The organism is Brevibacterium sp. FME37, from assembly GCF_014897485.1.
In the GTDB taxonomy this organism is placed as follows: domain Bacteria; phylum Actinomycetota; class Actinomycetes; order Actinomycetales; family Brevibacteriaceae; genus Brevibacterium.
In genome coordinates this window covers 33,215-51,090 of sequence record NZ_JABUYE010000007.1, presented here as the reverse complement: position 1 = coordinate 51,090, position 17,876 = coordinate 33,215, and the positions used below count along the sequence as shown (strand labels likewise).

The window sequence follows — 17,876 nt, the reverse complement described above, 5'->3', positions numbered from 1 at the left end:
CGATAGATGAGACACTCCCACAGTACTGCTTCAGGAAAAGTAAGGATGACGCGTGCTCACACTGAAAGAGGTTTCCCTGCGCAAGGGAAAGCGAACTTATCTCGACGAGGTGAGTTTCACCGCGCAGGCAGGCCGGATCACCGCAATCGTCGGAACCCGTTCGGCCGGCCGGACCGAGCTGGTTCGCGTCATCATGGGGCTGATCTCGCCCGATGAGGGCACCGTCAAGCTTGAGGATTTCGAACTCGACTTCGGCGATCGTCAGAACTTCGGCTATCTGCCCTCCGAACGCGGGGGCTACCCGAACATGCGCGTGATCGATCAGATCGTCTACCTGGCACGTCTGCACGGCATCACCCTCGGCGCTGCTGAGCGCAATGCGCTGACTCTGCTGTCACGTCTCGAGCTGGCCGATCGTGGCTATGCGCCGTTGAAGAATCTCAGCGGCACGGAGATCGCCCGCGTCGACATCGCAGCGACCTTGGCCGCCGACCCCGACGTCGTCGTCATCGACGATGCCTTCTCCGGGCTCGACTCGCAGTCAACCGAACTTGTGATGTCCCTGCTGCGCGCCCACGCTGCTTCCGGGGTGCCCGTCATCCTGGCCACCGACAATTGGGAGGCCGCGCAGGCCTATGCCGACGACGTGGTCATCCTCAACCAGGGTCGGACCAGCGTGTCCGGCAGCGTGGAGGAGCTGCGGGCGGACGTGAAGTACCGTGTGGAGCTCGCCGACGCCGAGGCGGCCGCCAAGTCATTGGAGAAGCGCGCGGGCATCAGCGATGTTGCGGTCCTCGACTCCGCAGACAACGTCATCAGCTTCCGGGCTGCCGATGCCGGCTCCGCAGCGCAGACCGTGGCAGCACTGAATGGTGTGAAGAGTTTCGAGAGTGTTCGCCCGACATTGGCCGAGCAGTACAAGGAGGCTTTGTGATGGCAGGCAAGGACGAAGGCCTAGACGGGGACTCCCCGGAACCGCAGGTCTCGACGGGCACTGCGGGCGAGAACATCGATGATCTGGGCATACCTGTCGGCGATGACGTCACAGCGACCGAGGACGATGCCGACTCGCGACAGAGCACAGAAGCGAAGTCGGCTCAGACCGCGAAGTCGGGCAAAAAGGCCAAGGGCGCGAAGTCGGCGACAACCGCCAATGGCGCCAAGGGTGCCAAGCCCGCAACGACGGCTGACGACGCTGACGACTCAGACTCGGACGCAGTGCCAGCCGATGACGGCCTCGACGAGGTTCCGTTCGAACTTGCCGAGGACAGGCCCTCGGCCGATGAACTTCCCGAGACCGGACTGGTCTCCGAGTTCGTCGACGTGAACAAGAATCAGGCCGCCTGGCTGGTGTCGAACCGGGAGAGCACGACCGCACTGCGCAGCCCTCTCTTCCTGGTCACCGGTGCCGTCATCGTGCTTGGGATCCTGGCAGCGATCATCTCCGGCGTTGTCGGGGGATCCGACTCGAAGTCTGGCACCCCGAGCATGGCCATGGTCGGGGTGGGTGAGCAGGCTGCCATGTACGAGCAGCAGCTGGGTGTGAAGATCACCGACGTCAAGGACGCTCAGTCCGCAGAGAAGCTGGTCAAGGAGGGCAAGGTCGACGCGGCCTTCATCCAGGACCCCAGCGGACAGGCAGAGCCGACCATCATTGCTTTGGACGAACAGCCCGAGGAACTGCTGGAGAAGCTTGCGCCGAAGACTGAGGCGACGCTGCTGAACTCGCCAGCAGTCGGCGACGAGGTCGCCACTCCGGTGCTGTGGGCCATGGCAGTGTTCGCGTTGCTCGTGGTGGCCACACTCGGCACCGCGCTCTATCAGAACCTGCGTCTGGAGAAGCGCAACCGGATCACTGAGATCATCGCCGCCACGATCCCGCCTCGCGCCTCGGCGTCGGGTCGGATCACGGGCATGCTCTCCCTGACCGTTGTGTATCTGGTCGTCGCGATCGTCGTGGTCGAACTCGGTCTCTCCATCACAGGCAAGACATCTTTGGCATTCGCCATGTTGCCCGGCCTGGGCTGGTTCGCACTGACGCTGCTGTTCACCGCATGGACCATCTACGCACTCCTCCTGTGGGCGTCGACCGTGGCGGGCAGCAAGGGACGCAAGACCTTCGTGTCGATCATCGGCGTCATCACCGTGGCCGGCTTCATCGCTCCCGTCATCCTGGGAGCTTCGGGACTGGTCGCCAAGGTGCTGTCGTGGACCCCGTTCACTTCGCCACTGGGAATTGCCGGACGCTTCTTCGGCAGTCCACCCGCATGGTGGGAGGGCCTCGTTGCCGCCGCCATTGCTGCGGTGGTCGCACTCATCATCCACTCGTTGGCCAGCAGCGCCTACGTTCGCGCGGTGCTCACCGGCGGGGGACGCGGCGGCAAGACCGTGAAGATGAGCAAGCGTGCGCAGAAGGTCTCCGTCGGCTCCGCCGGTGAGAAGAAGACTGACGTCAAGGATGCTGCCGCAGATTCGGACTCCGATTCGGACTCCGATTCTGACGACGCGATCGATTCGGACTCCGACTCTGACGACGCGATCGATGCGGACTCCGACGACACCTCGGCGAAGGCAGCGAAGACTGACGAGTCGGCGGATGAAACCGATGACAAGAAGTGACTGAAGACAGTACGCCACAGGTAGGGGTCGGTCCGTGGACCGGCCCCTGGCCTGTGTCTGAGCACTTTGATCCCGAGCTGCTGCGCGAGGGCGATCGTCGCAATGTCGTCGATAAATATCGTTACTGGAAGCTGGACGCGATCGTCGCCGATCTCGACACGACACGGCACGAGTTCCACGTCGGTGTGGAGAACTGGCAGCACGATCTCAACATCGGTTCGGTGGTCAGGACGGCCAACGCTTTCAACGCCGCCGCGGTGCACATCGTGGGCAGACGGCGTTGGAATCGTCGCGGTGCGATGGTCACCGACCGGTACCAGCACATCATCCATCACCCGAGCATCGACGACCTCCTGCAGTGGTGCTCTGACAATGACGTGCCGCTGATCGGAATCGACAACTTCCCGGACTCGGTGCCGTTGGAGACCTATGACCTGCCGCGGCGCAGCCTGCTGCTGTTCGGGCAGGAAGGGCCGGGCCTGAGCGAGGAAGCGCACCAGGCGAGCACTGCGGTGCTTTCGATCGCACAGTACGGTTCAACGCGGTCCATGAACGCGGCCGCAGCGGCAGCGATCACCATGCACTCCTGGGTCCGCCGTCACGTCTACGACCAGCCGGTGGCCTAAGTCCTACCAACGTGAAGAGGGCGGCCGACGAGTGGGCAAGCAACCCGTGAGTCGAACGTCGACGGGTGGGCAGGGCTGTACTGTGCCTCCGCTGGCACTTTTGGCCCCAACGGTTGGTAAGTTCTGGTCGATCCCAGCGCTGGAATCGACCAGAACTTACCAACCGTTCGGTGGTTCATCGATGCGGCTGCGGCAAAAGTGCAGGAAAGGACGAAGAAGGGGCGTTCCGCGTTGCTTCCAATACTGGAAGCAACGCGGAACGCCCCTTCTACTCTGCAGAGACTTCGACGCCCGACGTCAGCGAATGCTCTGCGCCTCGGTCGGGTCTTCCTGCCTCAGCTGAGGTCGGCTGCGTGTGGCTCGATGAGCCCACCGATCTCTGCCAGTTCGGCAGTCAGCGAATCAGCATCATCGAAGGTGCGGGAGATGACGGTCAGTCGCTTCGCATAGTGACCGATCGGGTACTCCATCGTCATGCCGATGCCGCCGTGCATCTGGATCGACTCCTGGCTGATCGTGCGTGCCGACTGGTCGATGATCATCTTGGCCGCGATGACATCCCGGTGACGGTCCTTCTCGGAGCCGGCTTCCTCGTTCGTGACCGCAAGACGGGAGTACAGTGCCATGCTGCGTGCATACTCGAGGTCGGCGTAGAGGTCGGCCGCACGGTGCTGCAGTGCCTGGTTCGTGCCGATCGGGGCACCGAACTGCTCACGGGTCTTGAGGTACTCGGCCGTCATCGTCAGCGAGGCTTCCATCACGCCGACTGCTTCGGCCATGATCGCAGCGTTTGCGGTGTCGAGCAGTTCAGCCACGACGGCATGCGCATCGGCAGCGCCGAGACGCTGGGCCGGCGCATTGTCGAACTTCACGCTCGCGCTTCCCTGACCGTCGGCCTGACGGTGAGCGACACGGCTGACCCCCGAAGCGGATGCCGCGACGAGGAACAGTCCCAGTTCACCGTTCTCCGAAGCGGTGACGATGAACTGGTCGGCGACGTCTCCGCCGAGCACACCGTTCTTCTCACCGCTGATCGTGAAGGCGCCGTCGGCGCCCGCCGAGGCGGTGGTGGAGGGTGTGTCGACCGCGTAGCGCAGGCCGGGCTCGAGGGCAGCGAATGCGAGGAAGGTCTGGCCTTCGCAGACTGCGGGCAGGATCTCCTGCTTCTGCTCTTCGGAGCCTGCGGCGGCGATCGCGTTTGCGCCCAGCACAGCTGTGGCCAGGAACGGTTCGAGCACGAGTGCGCGACCGAATGCTTCCAGGACCACGGCAACCTCGGCGAAGGTCATTTCGGCTCCGCCGTAGTTCTCCGGGATAGCCAGGCCGAGCAGGCCCATCTCTGCGAACGCCTCCCACTTCTCGCGGGAGACGCCCTCCTCGCTGTGCAGGATGGCCTCGCGGGCCTGGGTGTCGTACTCGCTGCGCAGGTACTTGTTCAGAGTGCTGGCGAGTTCTTGCTGAATGTCGTTGAGTTCAAGATCCATGATTGTCCTCTTCTAAGATGTCCTGGGGTTGTGGAAACCTCAGAGACCAAGCAGTGCTTTCGAAATGATTCCGCGCTGGACCTCGGACGAGCCACCGTAGATGGTGACCTTGCGGGTGTTGAAGTACGCGGGCAGGGCGTCGACAGCTCCGAGCGGAAGGTCTGAGAGGCCCTCACCCTGGGTGCGGTCAGTGACGAAGTCGAGTCCCTGCGGGCCGAGGACGTCGACGAGGAGTTCGCTGATGTCCTCCTGCAGCTGTGAGCCCTTGAGCTTGAGTACCGAGGAGCGTGGATCCGGCTTGTCGGACCCAGCGGCCTGGGTTGAGAGGATCCGCAGCTGAGTCATTTCGAGAGCGGTGAGCTCAGCTTCGATCCGGGTCAGGCGGGCGGAGAACAGCGGGTCATCCAGCAGCGTGCCGCGTGCCGTCTTCGTCACCGCAGCGTAGGCCTTGGCACGGGCGAGATTGACCTTCGAACCGCCGATGCGAGCAATGCCGGTGCGCTCGTTGCCGAGCAGGAACTTCGCGTAGGTCCAGCCCTTGTTCTCTTCGCCGACGAGGTTCTCGACAGGAACCTCGACATTGTCGAAGAAGACTTCATTGACCTCATGGCCGCCGTCGATGAGCTGGATCGGGCGGACCGTGACGCCGGGCGTCTTCATGTCGATGAGCAGGAAGGAGATGCCCGCCTGCTTCTTCACGTTCGGGTCGGTGCGGACCAGGTTGAACATCCAGTCGCCGTACTGGCCCAGGGTCGTCCACGTCTTCTGTCCGTTGACGATGTACTTGTCTCCGTCGCGGACTGCGGTGGTTTTCAGGGAAGCGAGGTCAGAGCCGGCATCGGGTTCGGAGAATCCCTGTGACCACCAGATGTCGATATTGGCGGTGGCCGGAAGGAAGCGTTCCTTGAGCTCCTGGCTGCCGAAGGTCGCGATGACCGGTCCGACCATGGAGACGTTGAAGGGCAGAGGCTGTGGGACGCAAGCGAGCTGCATCTCTTCGAGCCAGATGTGGCGCTGCACAGGAGTCCAGTCCTGGCCGCCCCATTCGACGGGCCAGTTCGGCACGGCGTAACCGTGCTGATTGAGGATCCGCTGCGAAGTGACCATGTCTTCTTTGGTCAGCTCCTGGCCGGTAGCGACCTTGAAGCGCAGTTCCTCGGGGATCTCCGTGCGATAGAACTGACGCATCTTCTGCGCGAACTCGCGCTCCTCTGCATTCAGCAAGGTGTCCATGAAAACTCCTGATTGATCGTTCGGTAACTTAGCTCCAATAGTACGTTTCGGTGTGCAGGCTCACAAGTGGGGAAGTGAGAGAGGGTGTCTGTGAGTGGCGGAGAATGCTCGCCGAGGGGGCAGCTGCGCCGGATGGTCCGGAGTGGAGGACGGTTGACGGCAAGAGGTGTTGAAGGCTTCGCCTGCGCCGAGGTGGCCCTCCCGTCCGATCGGATGTTCATGTCACAATCGTCTAACTTTATTTCAAAAATGTATTACTACACCTATCGCGAGTGATAAGAATAATTCAGGAATTTCATTGTTGAATCCGAAATGAGAGCGCATCCGGAGTGAACCCCGTGCCGATGGGCTCCGCATTCCCCGCCGCAGAACATCCCCAGGGGTACGGAAAGCTGAGTGACGTGTCAGGTCGGACTACACGCATCCCCCCGGTCGCACCGTCGCGTCGACTCTTCGGATATGGGTCCGAGATGTCGACGGTCGTCGATGCGATCGCCGGTGAGAAGCATCTGGGAGCGCTCATCATGGGCACGGCGGGCGTCGGGAAGACCGCGTTGGTCAACGCCGCACTCTCACGTCTCGACGCCGATCTGTCGGTCACCCGCCTGCGCGGATCGGGTAACGCTCGAGTGCGAAATCTCGGAATCTTCGAAATACTCCTTTCTCGGGAAGGCCTCGGCACCGACCTTCCGCCCGGTCGAGCGCTGTCGGTGATCGGCGATCTCTTCGAACGCAGATCGGCGGGAGGATGCCCTCTGGTCGTCGTCGACAATGCTGATCTCGTCGACGATCATTCTCTGGCTGTGCTGGCGCAGCTCACGGACGCGCGTCGGATCAAGATCGTCATCGCTGCCGAATCCGCGCGGCCCCCGGTCGATCTCATCGCCGGGCTGTGGTTGACCGGAAGTGTCGTCAGGGTTGACCTGGACGGAATCGACGAGGCCGATGCGATTGCGATGATTAACAGCGTCGGACTCATGGAGACAGAGACGAGATCGGTCTCAGAACTGAGCGCTCTCGCCCATGGCAATCCGAGGCTGCTCGAGAGACTGCTCTTCGGGCGCAGCCGGACCAGTGGAGTCGAGACCGCAATCGCCCGTGCCGATCAGCCCAGCCGAGAGGTCATCGAAACCGTCTCGCTCATCGAAGCAGTGCCCTATGACGTGCTCGTCGGACTGACCAGTCCGCGGATCATCGATTCTCTGGCCGAGGATGGGCTCCTGGCGATTTCGAAGGGGAGAGGCGGAGAGGTGAGCATGCATGAACCAGTCACGGCCGAGAACGTCCGCGCTGCGGTCCCGCCCTCTCGCAGCCTCGAACTGCTCACCCGGTTCGATACCGGAGTCGACCATTCGGCTCTCCACGGAAGGGCGCTCTTCGGTTATGCAGCGTGGTCGATCTCCTTGGGGCGGGTGCCGACTCCCAAGCAGGTGTTGGACGCCGCAACCTGGGGAAACTCACGCGGCAGGTACCTCGAAGCCGCGGAGATCATCCGCACCAGCGGGTACCGCGGGCCCGAGCTCGACCTCGAACTCTCCCGTTGCGAATGGGGCGCCGGCCGACTCCGACAAGCCAGGGAGATCATCGACCCGCTCGTCTCCGCGGCCTGCCTGGACCCAGAATCTGGCGCAGAGGAATATCTGTCTCGGCTCGCCTCGATGGAATTGCGGCTGAAGGACCCGCGCGCTCCTGAACGACTGCAGTTGGCATGGGTCCGTGACCGGCTGGCCTCGCCTGCTGATCTCGGCCGGCTCGACGCCACGCGGGCCCGATTCGAACTCAAAGGAGGTCGGATCGCAGCTGCCTGCTCTCTGGCCGAAAGCGTCTATCTCAACCATGCCAGTCTGGTGCGCCACCGCCTGCGGGCATGCGCGTTCCTCGGCGTTGCCGAAGTGTTGGCCGGCCGGATCGAACTGGGACTGAGCTATATTGCCCAAGCCCGGCTGATGTTCGAACTTCCAGGGCCCGAATCCTTCGAGTGGGAAGACGCCGTTCCACAGTTCTTCGTGGCGAACTTCGTCGCCGGAGACTGGGCCGATGCGCGAACCGCCATGGACGAACTGACCTCCAGCCGGCGGCTGACCAGATTGACGAACGCGCTCATCGACCTGCGCACCGGAAATGTGGCGAATGCCCACCGCACCCTCAGCGCACTCAATCTCGTCAGCGACCCATCCGACGTCGTCGATATAGCGGGAATGGCCAGGTCGGCGCAGAGTCTGTCTGCCGTGCTGACACACCAGCAGACCGACGTCATCTCAATCGCTGTCGACGACGAGGCCGAAGCCAGCCGGCATTCGTGGTGGGCTTCATTCGAAGCCAGACTCTTCGATCTTCAAGCACTGGCGCAGACCTCGCCGGTACCCGCGGCACCACAGCTGAATGATCTCGGAACGTGGGCCGAAGAACACGGCGCGCACACTCTTGCCTGCCTCGCGTGGCTCGAAGCAGGTCGACTCGGCCATGAACAGGCCATCTGCCGCTTGTCCGCATCGGCAGGCAGAGTCGATGGCGCACTCGGTCGCCTGCTGCGTGCCATGGCTCATGCCTTCAGCACAGACGATCTGCGGGCCCTCATCGCTGCAGCGCGTGAGGCACTTCTGTTCGGCGCGGTCGTGCTCTGTGACCAGCTGTCCGGCGAGGCCCGAAAGCGCGCTGTTGCCGCAGGCGATGCCACAGCCGCCAAAGAAGCCCGGGCACTGCTGGGGAGGAGCCGACGTGTGCTCGACTTCGACGCCGACGGGAACCGATTCGCAGAGAGCCTGAGCGAACTCGAGCACTCGATCATCACCGGCGTCGTCGAAGGCCGGACGAGCGCAGAGATCGGAGAGGAGTTGCATCTGTCGGCCAGAACCGTCGAATGGCACCTCGGTCGTCTCTACCGCCGGACGCATGTGGCAAATCGGCACGAGCTGCGAGAGGTGGTGGCCGAATGGCTGAGGAAGTGAGCAGTGCATCGGCCGCGAGCACCCAGAGCGGGACGAAGATCTTCGGGCGCAGGGCCGAACTCGATCTGACCCATGAGTCTCTGCGCTGCTCGGAATGCTCGGGCATCCTCATCGAAGGCGAAATCGGCGTCGGCAAGACCCTCCTGGCGCGAACGACCTTCGAAGACAGAAGCGACGCAATTTGGATCCGCGGAGACCGGGTCCATCAGAACGTCGAGTTCGGTGTCTTCGGTCTGCTCGTGGACCTCGACGGAGACCCGTCCACGCTCCTGGGGCGTATCGTGTCACGACTCACCTCGACCCGCGCACCGCGGGCGGTGTTCGTCGATGATGCCCATCTGCTCGATTCCCGCTCGCAGGAGATCCTGACGGGCCTGGCCAGCGTCGGATCGATCAGGCTCGTCGCGATGTCGCGCACCAATACCGACGATGGGCTCATTCCGTTCTCGGCCCTGGTCGAAGACCATGTGCTCCAGCATCTCGTCCTCGGCCCGCTGCCGCGCGAGGACTATCGGTCGATGATCGAACACCGCCTCGGCCATATCGTGTCCCAAGCCGTGGTCGACATCGTCGACTTCCATTCGAAGCGCAACCCCGGGAGGCTGATCGAACTGCTTGAGTACACCGGAAGGCGTTCGCGTTTCCTCATGCGTCGAGGAGTGTGGATTCTCGACGGACTCGACATCGACTACGATGCGCGTGCCCGTGACTATGCACGGATCGGTCTTGGCGACCACTCGCCGAAAGAGACAGAAGCCCTCGAACTGGTCGTCCTCGCAGGAGAGGTGGAGCTTGCGACACTGATCACGGCTGGACTCGGGGAAGCCGCAGACGAGCTCGTGGCCGCCGGAGAGCTGAAGATCGATCCGAGGAGGGGCCAGATCTACGAGGCGGTGGAGAACCACACCTCGGACACGATCAGATACACAACGCCGACCGGTCGGAGCCGAGAGTGGTTCGATTTCATCGACGCGTGTGGAGATGCACCTTCGGAGTGGGCGCAGACGGTCAGGGCCGAATGGGGACTGATCTGCGGGGCAGAGATCAGCGAATCACGGACCATCGAAGCGGCACTGATCGCTGCCCGCCTCGGGGATTGGCATCGGGCCATGCGGCTGATCGCGGTGATCCCGACGGAGCGGATGGGCCCGCACGACCTGTTCGCGTTTGCTCTGCTCTATTGCGGATGCAATAAGATTCCGCTCGGCCTCGACCTCGTGGCCCACGGTGTTCGCACCGCCTGCTGTGCACAGCTCGTCGTCGACTCCCTCGTGGTCTGGATGAACCGTGCCTTCAGCACGATGTCTCCCGCTCTGCGGCTTGCGGATTTCCGCACCGCTCTGGAACGGCTTCAACACGATGGTGACGGGCATCCCGGAACGGGAGTGGATGCAGAGTTCGGGCTCAGGCTGCTTGACCGAGTCGCTGCAGTCGTGGCTGAAGGCCGACCGCTCACCGTCGATGTCTTCGACGGGCTCTCCCACGAGAGTGCGGCGCCGGGCAACTTCCACCTCCTCGATACCATGCTGCATGCAACGGACATGCTCGACTCGGGCCTCACCGTGGAAGCACTCGCCCTCCTCGAATCCACCCAGACCGAATTCCACTTCGAAAGCACAGGAGTGCTTCACCTGATCATGCTGCGGGGGCGTACGCTGCTGCAGCTGGGACGGATAGCCGAAGCGAAGGAGATGATGACAGCACTGCCGATACATGACATCGCATATCTGTCAGCCCGTTCGGGTCCGGTCGATCTGCTGTGGGCGCAGACCCACCTGCTTGAGGGTAACCTCCCAGGGGCGATGAAGGCACTCCGTGCAGCGATCGAATCGCTCGCCTATTGGAACCAGGGCACTCAGCTCGCCATCGCCTTGGCCGAGGCCGAATATGCGGCTTCACGTGTCGGAACCCCGGCTGAGGCCGATGACCTGCACGCCCGCTTCGACGAGCTGCCCGTCACGGCTGTCTACCACGAATACCGTCGGGCACTCGTGCTGCGAACCACTGCACGAGCGATCCGAACAGGGGAACCCCGGTACGAGCACGAGCTGCGACGGAGGCTGAGAGAAGCCGAAGCCGATGGAGCCGCAGCGATCGTCGTGCTCATCCGGCTGCACCTCTTCCTGCACTTCGACGAGATCGCGCCCGAGGCGATGTGCGAAGCGGCCGCGCACGGAACCGGGCGGGAGTTCGATATCGTCGGCCGCCTCGGCGCAGCTCTGCGCAACGCTGATCGGGCAGCGCTGACGGCTCTCGCGGAAGAATACGGGCCGTCGATGCCCGACCTGGCAGGCCGGTGCATCGCACTGGCTGCGCGATTCGGCGCTCACGGAGTTCAGAATCGCGGATCAGGCGGTCGGCTCGCGGAGCTGACTGCACGAGAGAAGCAGATCAGCGCACTCATAGTCGCAGGCCGATCGAATGCGGAGATCGCGTTGGAACTGGGGGTGCGGGTACGCACGGTCGAGGGCCACACCTACCGACTGTTCCGCAAACTCGGTGTCGAGCGCAGAGAACAGGTCGCCGAGGCGATGCGGAATTCCGAAGGTCGAATGCGGGCCTGAGCCGGAAGCGAGTATCCGCAACTGCGGGATTTCGGCCACAAGCGAGTACTCGATGCGATGGTCCAGTGGTGACCCGGTGGTGACTGAGTAGTGACCTGTTGGGGACTCCCGTGTCGGCCACCTGGTTTCGGAGGGCTCCCGGCGAGCACCATCGGTGTATGGACATCAACCTTCAGCCTCTTCTGCGAACCATTCCCCGCGCTGCACGAACGGCAGCGTCCGTCCCCCGACCGGGAATCATTCTCCGAATGATCTCCCCGGACTCCCTGACGGGAAGTGGATCATGCGTCAGGTGATTCGTCGCAAAGAGGTCGGCGACCTCCGCTCCCTCCTTTCCCGGCACCGCTCCGCAGCTCTCACCGGCGGCTTCGGGACCGGCAGGCGTTCGATCCTGCGGGCACTCGAATCAGAGTGGGAGGGGACAGTCATCAGAGTGGCATCGAGCCCGTTCGACGAGGACAGCCTCTTCTCCGGGATCGGCGGTCTGCTGGCCGCCGTCAGCGCATCCGCCGACGGATCCCTGGATCCGGCGGAGCTCGCCGCCGATGAGATCGTGCCGAGCATCATGACGGCCCTCCGATCGATCCCGGGAGAGGAGGACACGCTCATCCTCGTACCCAATGCCGACGAAATGGACATGGACTCGCAGCGGGTGCTCGGGCAGGTGCTTCGCCGTCTGAAGACCGGACGCCTGCATATCGTCATCACGGCACGGTCGATCGATGATGACGGTCCGTTCGCCTCGGTGCCGGAGATCGAACTTGCGGAGCTGAGCATCGCCGAACTCATCGAGCTTGCCCGCGACCTCGCGCTCGCCCGCTTCGGACACACGATGATCGCCGAGGAGGCGGCCCAGATCGCCGCCCACGCCGCGTCAGGTCGGCCCTTGGCAGTCAGCCACATCCTCGAGGAGATGGCGCCGAGCGAGATGCGCGGTGAGATCGCATTGTCGATCCCGGTGCGAGTGGGGCCGGCCAGCCGTCCGATGATCGCCGACTATGTCGAGGGGCTGACGCCCGAGGCCGATGCGCTGCTCAGATGCCTGTCCCTGTCTCCGCTGACTCCTCTGCGGCCCCTGGCCAGGAGGATGCCCGGATTCTGGGAAGCTGTCGACGAGCTGGAGTCGCGCGGAACGATCGAACGCCGGGGAGCTTTTCTGCGGATACCGCACGGATTCGTCCGCGCCATGGTGCAACAGTCGATGGGGGCGAGCGAGCGCCGCAGAACCCATCTCACAATGGTCGAGGACTGTGCCGATACCTGGCCGCAGGTCGAGGCGTGGCATGTCTCGTTCGTCGATCCGGGTGAGGAGACCGCGCAGCATCTGGCGGCGCACGCTCTCGGACTGGTCCGACGCGAACTCACCGCCGGCGGCGTCGAATTCGCCGAACGAGCCATCCGAGTCTGCAATGATCTCGAAGAGCTGCGCGGTCAGCTGGTCGAGATCGCAGAGACATTGTCCGATCACGGGCAGTTCGCCTTCTCCCGTCGCTATGTGCGGATCGCCTCCCGATCGAACCGGGCAGCGGTTGTCGTCCGCGCTCGGGCTCTCGAAGTCCGCAACGTCTTCCTTGAAACGCAGACACTGCCTTCCTCACTGTTCACGTCGTGGAGCAGGGACGAATCGGAACAGGCGCCCTCCGAAGTGGCACGCCTGCAGCTGACTCTGGCGCTCTGCCACTGTGAACGAGGCGAATTCCCCCGAGCGCAGGAGCTCCTGGCGCTCGCCGAGGCCACCAGCGAGCACTTTCGCGCAGGCGAGCAGCAGCTTGCGCAGGCGGTTCGCATCCTGCTCGACAGCAACAGCGGGGAAGACGGATCGGCGCTCGCCGGATTCGCGAGCCTGCAGGAACACCAGGATTCGATCAGACCGAGCTTCGGGCTCGCCGTCGCCACCGGGCTGATCCTCACCGAACATTACGAAGCCGCCGCAGCTGTGCTCGACCACATCGGTGAGACATGCGCGGCGAACCGAGTCTGGAAGCGACAGGTGGACTGCGTCCGCGCAGACCTGGAAGTGCGTCTCGGTCGCGTCAGCCAAGCCGTTGCCATCATCGACAGAATCATCGCGGAATCGGCCGCCGACAAGAGCAGAGGACTCGCCGTCGTCCGTCGGGACCGGACTCTGCTGCTGCACGCCTGGAAGCTGCTGCTGACCGGACGCGCCGGAGAAGCGGGGTCGGTCGAAGAACAGACCGCGGCTCTGGCTTCGGCGACGAACAATCAACCCCTGCTGGCCGAACTCAATGCGCTTCAGGGCAGATACCTGCTGCGCACCGACTGTCCCGCCGAAGCCCTCGGCCACCTTCGGCGCTGCGAACCGCTCTCTGCGGCTGTGACCAATCCGAACGTGCGTCGCTTCGAAGGCGACCTCATCGAAGCGTTGGTGGGTGTTGGCAGACGGGAACATGCGACTCTTCTGCTCCAGAAGCTGCGTGACCGCGCGAAGGTATGCCCTTCTCGGTGGGTCGACTTGGTCGTCGGGCGGAGCGAAGCGCTTCTGGCCGCAGGGGAGACTGCCACCGATCTGTTCGGGCGAACACTGCGGCAGGCCAGCACCTCTGAGCTCGTCTTCGAGAAGGCAGTCACTCATGCTGCTTTCGCCTCGAGACTGACCGATAACGGCTCGAAGCTGAGAGCACGTGAACAGAGGCTCGCCGCCGCGGCACTGCTTCGCGAAGTCGGGGCCGGGCGTCTCGCCGAGCACCTTAGCAACGGGCAGATCGTTGAGGAGCCGAAAATACCGACGATGCCTGGCCTGCCGCGCCTCGGCGAACTCAGCGATGAGGAGCTCAAGGTCGTCGAGCTGGTCCGTGCCGGACTGAAGAACCGGGAGATCTCCGAACGGATCTTCGTCTCCCTGCGCACCGTCGAACTCCGGCTCACGGCCGTCTACCGCAAGCTCGATGTCGGTTCGCGAACCGAACTCGTGTCCCGTTTGGCGGGCAACCCGCGTCTCGCCGCCGTCTGAGCACCGGCGGAGGAGAAATCCGCTGAGCGGCATACCGCACGGCCGTCGCGGATGACCGCAGTCCCTCCTCCGCAAGCGGCAGAGCAGTCACCGTACCCCCATAGCGTGAAGTCGACGCATTCCGCAGTTGGAATCGCTGCATCGCCGGCTCGCTCCGACGATGCCCGTCAGCCACAAGGACTGGGCCGGAACAGCCGAGCATGGGAGATCACGATGACTGTGTCAGAACATCCGAATCCACTCACCCGGATGGGTGCTGTGAGCGAGGCGCCGCCGGCCCCGGTGACTTCTGGTGCACCCTGGTCGGCGCGGATGTCGATGCGGATCTGGAGGAGCAAGACCAGATTCCAACTAGTCTTCGATGTGGCAGCCTGGGCCGTTGCCGGACTGTTCGCCTCGGTAGTTATGGGCGCGGGTGTCGTCCGCGCAGTCGAACTCGCCTCCGCAGTCACGGCCGCAGCGATTCTGCAGCTGCTCCTCGGCTTGCTCATCGGGCTCTATCGCAGTCGCTTCCATTATGGCAGCTTCGCCGAATACGGCGGCATCGCCATCATCGCCCTGATCATCGCGTGCGGTCTGATGGCTGTCACGTTGGGGGATTCCCCGTTCGTTCTGCTCACCGTGTTCTCTGCCGTCATCTTCATGACCGGCAGCCGTTACCTCGTCCGCTGGTCCCACCAGATCGCCACCCGCCCGTTGCAAGGGGAGCGAGTGCTAGTCGTCGGCGCCGGTGCCGCGGCTGAGTCCCTCATTCGGCAGATGCTCTCCGATCCTGATGGTGCCTATCTTCCCGTCGGGCTCATCGACGATGACCCGCACAAACGTCATCTGAGCGTCCACGGGGTCCGTGTCCGCGGAACGAGCGAGGACATCGCCGAGGTGGCCGGATGGCTTAACGTCTCCGGCGTCATCGTCGCGATCGCCGATTCCGAAGCGGAGTTCCTGCAGACCTGCCGCGATCGTCTGCAGCCGACAGGGAAATGGCTGAGGACGATCCCACCGCTGGCAGAGATGGTCAATCGAAGGGTCGAGATCGGCGATATCCGCGATATCAAGGTCGAGGACCTCATCGGCCGTGCCCCGGTGCACACCGATCTGGCAGAGATCGCCGAGAAGGTGGCCGGCAAACGGGTGCTTGTCACCGGAGCCGGAGGATCGATCGGCAGCGAACTCTGCCGACAGCTGTTCTCTCTCCACCCTGAGAGCCTCGTCATGCTCGATCGGGATGAGACCGCGCTGCACGGAGTCGAACTCATGCTCTACGGCTCGGCGCTGCTGATGTCGCCGAACACCGTGCTCGCCGATATCCGCGACAGGAGCGCCCTTGACCATATCTTCGCCGAGGCGAAGCCGCAGATCGTCTTCCACGCAGCGGCACTCAAACATCTGCCGATGCTGCAGCGATTCCCCGAGGAGGCCTGGAAGACGAATGTCCATGGCACCCTCAACGTCCTCGAGGCCGCACGTGCGGCCGGAGTCGAAACCTTCGTCAACATTTCGACGGACAAGGCCGCCGCCCCGACGAGCGAACTCGGTCGGAGCAAGAGGATCGCCGAAAGACTCGTCAGCGGATTCGCAGCGAAGTCGCCCGGTACCTACCTCTCGGTCCGCTTCGGCAATGTCCTGGGTTCTCGCGGATCGGTGCTCCTGTCGTTCCAGGAGCAGATCAGACAGGGCGGTCCGATCACGGTCACCGATCCGGAGGTCCGACGCTTCTTTATGACGATCCCGGAGGCCTGCCAGCTGGTGCTGCAGGCGGCGACGATCGGTGAAGACGGCTACGTCATGGTCCTCGACATGGGTGAACCCGTGCGCATCGTCGATATCGCACGGAGCCTGGTGGCGATGTCGAATCAGAATACCGAGATCGTCTATACCGGCCTGCGTGAAGGCGAGAAGCTCGACGAGGAGCTCTTCGGCGACTATGAGGGCACGGTCATCCGCGTCCACGACAAGATCAGCAGAGTGGAGGCGCCGGTCCTCTCGTCCGCTGAGCTGCCGATCGATATGGCCGAGCGGAGCATCATCGAAGAATTCTGCGACCGCAGCTGCCGTCCCCAATCGGAACTCGGTCATCAAGTGGACCGCCGAGAACCCGCCGGCGGAGCTGTCCACCTGTCGGTGCCGACCACATTGATTTCGGACGAGGTCAGGCCATGACGATCTCGGACGCGGCACCGACGAAGCCGCAGACCGCACTGGAGCCTCAGCCTGTCCCGGCCGTCGGCCGGATCCTCCTGTCGGGCCCCGACGTCGGGGAACTCGAAGAGGAATTCCTGTTGCGCGCGTTTCGCAGCGGCTGGATAGCACCTGTCGGTCCGGACCTCGAAGCGTTCGAGACCGAGCTTGCGACAAAAGTCGGAGTCTCTTATGCGGTTGGGCTCTCATCCGGCACGGCGTCTCTCCACCTCGGCCTTCTCGGCCTTGGAGTGCGGCCGGGAGACCTGGTGATCACGTCGACGATGACATTCGCCGCAACGGCGAACGCCATCACCTATTGCGGAGCCGAACCTGTATTCGTCGACTGCTCCTCGGACGGAAACATGGATCCGGCACAGCTGCACCGGGCTTTGAAGAACTCGATCCGAGGTAAGAAGAAGCCGGCGGCAATCGTCCCGGTCGACCTGCTCGGACGGCCTGCCGACTACGACCGGATCTTGCCGATCGCGGCCGAATTCGAAGTCCCCGTCCTCGTCGATGCGGCAGAATCGCTGGGATCCCGCTATGGAGGCGAACTCTGCGGCAGCCTCGGTGATGGTGCTGTTGTCTCGTTCAACGGAAACAAGATCATGACCACCTCTGGTGGGGGCGCGCTGCTCACCGATGATGCCAGCCTCGCCGACTACGCGCGATATCTCTCGACCCAGGCCAGGGAACCTGTTGCCCACTATGAGCATCGTGAGATCGGCTTCAACTATCGGTTGAGCAATCTGCTCGCGGCACTCGGCCGGGCACAGCTGACGCGGCTCGATTCGATGGTCGCGAGACGACAGGAGATCCGGAGTCGCTACCGCGACCTGATCGCGACGATCGAAGGGGCCGAGCTCTTCGGCGATGACAACACTCACCGTGACAATGCTTGGCTGACCACGATCCTCGTCGATCCTCGAACAGCCGGGTTCAGCGCGCCCGACCTGGGCGCGTGGCTGGCCGAACACAATGTTGAGACTCGGCCGCTGTGGAAGCCGATGCATCTGCAGCCGGTGTTCTCCGGAGCCCAGATGTACGGCGGAGGAGTCTCTGAGAATCTCTTCGCCACCGGCCTCGCTCTGCCGAGCGGTTCGACGATGGACGAGGCAGACATTGAGCGGATCATCGCGACTGTCACGGAGTTTCTCAAAGCACGAGTTGCGTCGGCCGGACGGCAGACACCGCAATGAAGTCTCAAGACTGAGAGAATCCGGCTCGAGCTCCGCACCGCACCGACGCCG

The 17,876-nt window shown here is 63.5% G+C and carries 10 protein-coding genes; 8 read left to right on the top strand and 2 right to left on the bottom strand.

Features of this window, described 5'->3' with window-relative positions; all coding sequences use genetic code 11:
• The first annotated feature begins 52 nt into the window (after nucleotides 1–52).
• From INT29_RS09990 to INT29_RS09980, 3 genes are read left to right on the top strand one after another with little or no spacing between them, the layout of a single operon-like run.
• Complete coding sequence (locus INT29_RS09990; protein ID WP_193071525.1) at nucleotides 53–934, top strand: ABC transporter ATP-binding protein; 882 nt, start codon at nucleotides 53–55, stop codon at nucleotides 932–934.
• On the top strand, nucleotides 934–2,619 hold the full coding sequence (locus INT29_RS09985) for an ABC transporter permease (protein ID WP_193071524.1): 1,686 nt from the start codon (nucleotides 934–936) through the stop codon (nucleotides 2,617–2,619). The genes INT29_RS09990 and INT29_RS09985 overlap by 1 nt, the downstream gene beginning before the upstream one ends.
• Nucleotides 2,616–3,245: a TrmH family RNA methyltransferase gene (locus INT29_RS09980; RefSeq protein ID WP_101571438.1), complete on the top strand. Its 630-nt coding sequence runs from the start codon at nucleotides 2,616–2,618 to the stop codon at nucleotides 3,243–3,245. Before INT29_RS09985 ends, INT29_RS09980 begins: the two co-directional genes overlap by 4 nt.
• 335 nt (nucleotides 3,246–3,580) lie before the next feature.
• Here INT29_RS09980 and INT29_RS09975 read toward each other — a convergent pair whose 3' ends face one another.
• Both INT29_RS09975 and INT29_RS09970 read right to left on the bottom strand, forming a co-directional pair.
• Nucleotides 3,581–4,729: an acyl-CoA dehydrogenase family protein gene (locus tag INT29_RS09975; protein WP_101571436.1), complete on the bottom strand. Its 1,149-nt coding sequence runs from the start codon at nucleotides 4,727–4,729 to the stop codon at nucleotides 3,581–3,583.
• A gap of 39 nt (nucleotides 4,730–4,768) precedes the next feature.
• Nucleotides 4,769–5,962 (bottom strand): acyl-CoA dehydrogenase family protein, encoded by a 1,194-nt coding sequence (locus tag INT29_RS09970; RefSeq protein ID WP_101571434.1) that lies wholly within the window; start codon nucleotides 5,960–5,962, stop codon nucleotides 4,769–4,771.
• A gap of 2,198 nt (nucleotides 5,963–8,160) precedes the next feature.
• Here INT29_RS09970 and INT29_RS20760 point away from each other — a divergent pair.
• The 5 genes from INT29_RS20760 (at nucleotide 8,161) to INT29_RS09945 (ending at nucleotide 17,825) form a co-directional block, all read left to right on the top strand.
• On the top strand, nucleotides 8,161–8,910 hold the full coding sequence (locus tag INT29_RS20760; protein WP_413463159.1) for a helix-turn-helix transcriptional regulator: 750 nt from the start codon (nucleotides 8,161–8,163) through the stop codon (nucleotides 8,908–8,910).
• Nucleotides 8,895–11,474, top strand: coding sequence for a helix-turn-helix transcriptional regulator (locus tag INT29_RS09960; protein WP_193071523.1), 2,580 nt, complete (start codon nucleotides 8,895–8,897; stop codon nucleotides 11,472–11,474). The genes INT29_RS20760 and INT29_RS09960 overlap by 16 nt, the downstream gene beginning before the upstream one ends.
• A gap of 283 nt (nucleotides 11,475–11,757) precedes the next feature.
• The gene (locus INT29_RS09955; RefSeq protein WP_193071522.1) at nucleotides 11,758–14,445 is read left to right on the top strand and encodes a helix-turn-helix domain-containing protein; all 2,688 of its coding nucleotides are present in this window, start codon (nucleotides 11,758–11,760) and stop codon (nucleotides 14,443–14,445) included.
• A gap of 213 nt (nucleotides 14,446–14,658) precedes the next feature.
• Nucleotides 14,659–16,605 carry a nucleoside-diphosphate sugar epimerase/dehydratase gene (locus tag INT29_RS09950; RefSeq protein ID WP_165770465.1) on the top strand — a complete coding sequence of 649 codons (1,947 nt, stop codon included), beginning with the start codon at nucleotides 14,659–14,661 and terminating at the stop codon, nucleotides 16,603–16,605.
• Nucleotides 16,602–17,825 carry a DegT/DnrJ/EryC1/StrS family aminotransferase gene (locus INT29_RS09945; protein ID WP_096157680.1) on the top strand — a complete coding sequence of 408 codons (1,224 nt, stop codon included), beginning with the start codon at nucleotides 16,602–16,604 and terminating at the stop codon, nucleotides 17,823–17,825. Before INT29_RS09950 ends, INT29_RS09945 begins: the two co-directional genes overlap by 4 nt.
• The last annotated feature ends 51 nt before the right edge of the window (nucleotides 17,826–17,876 follow it).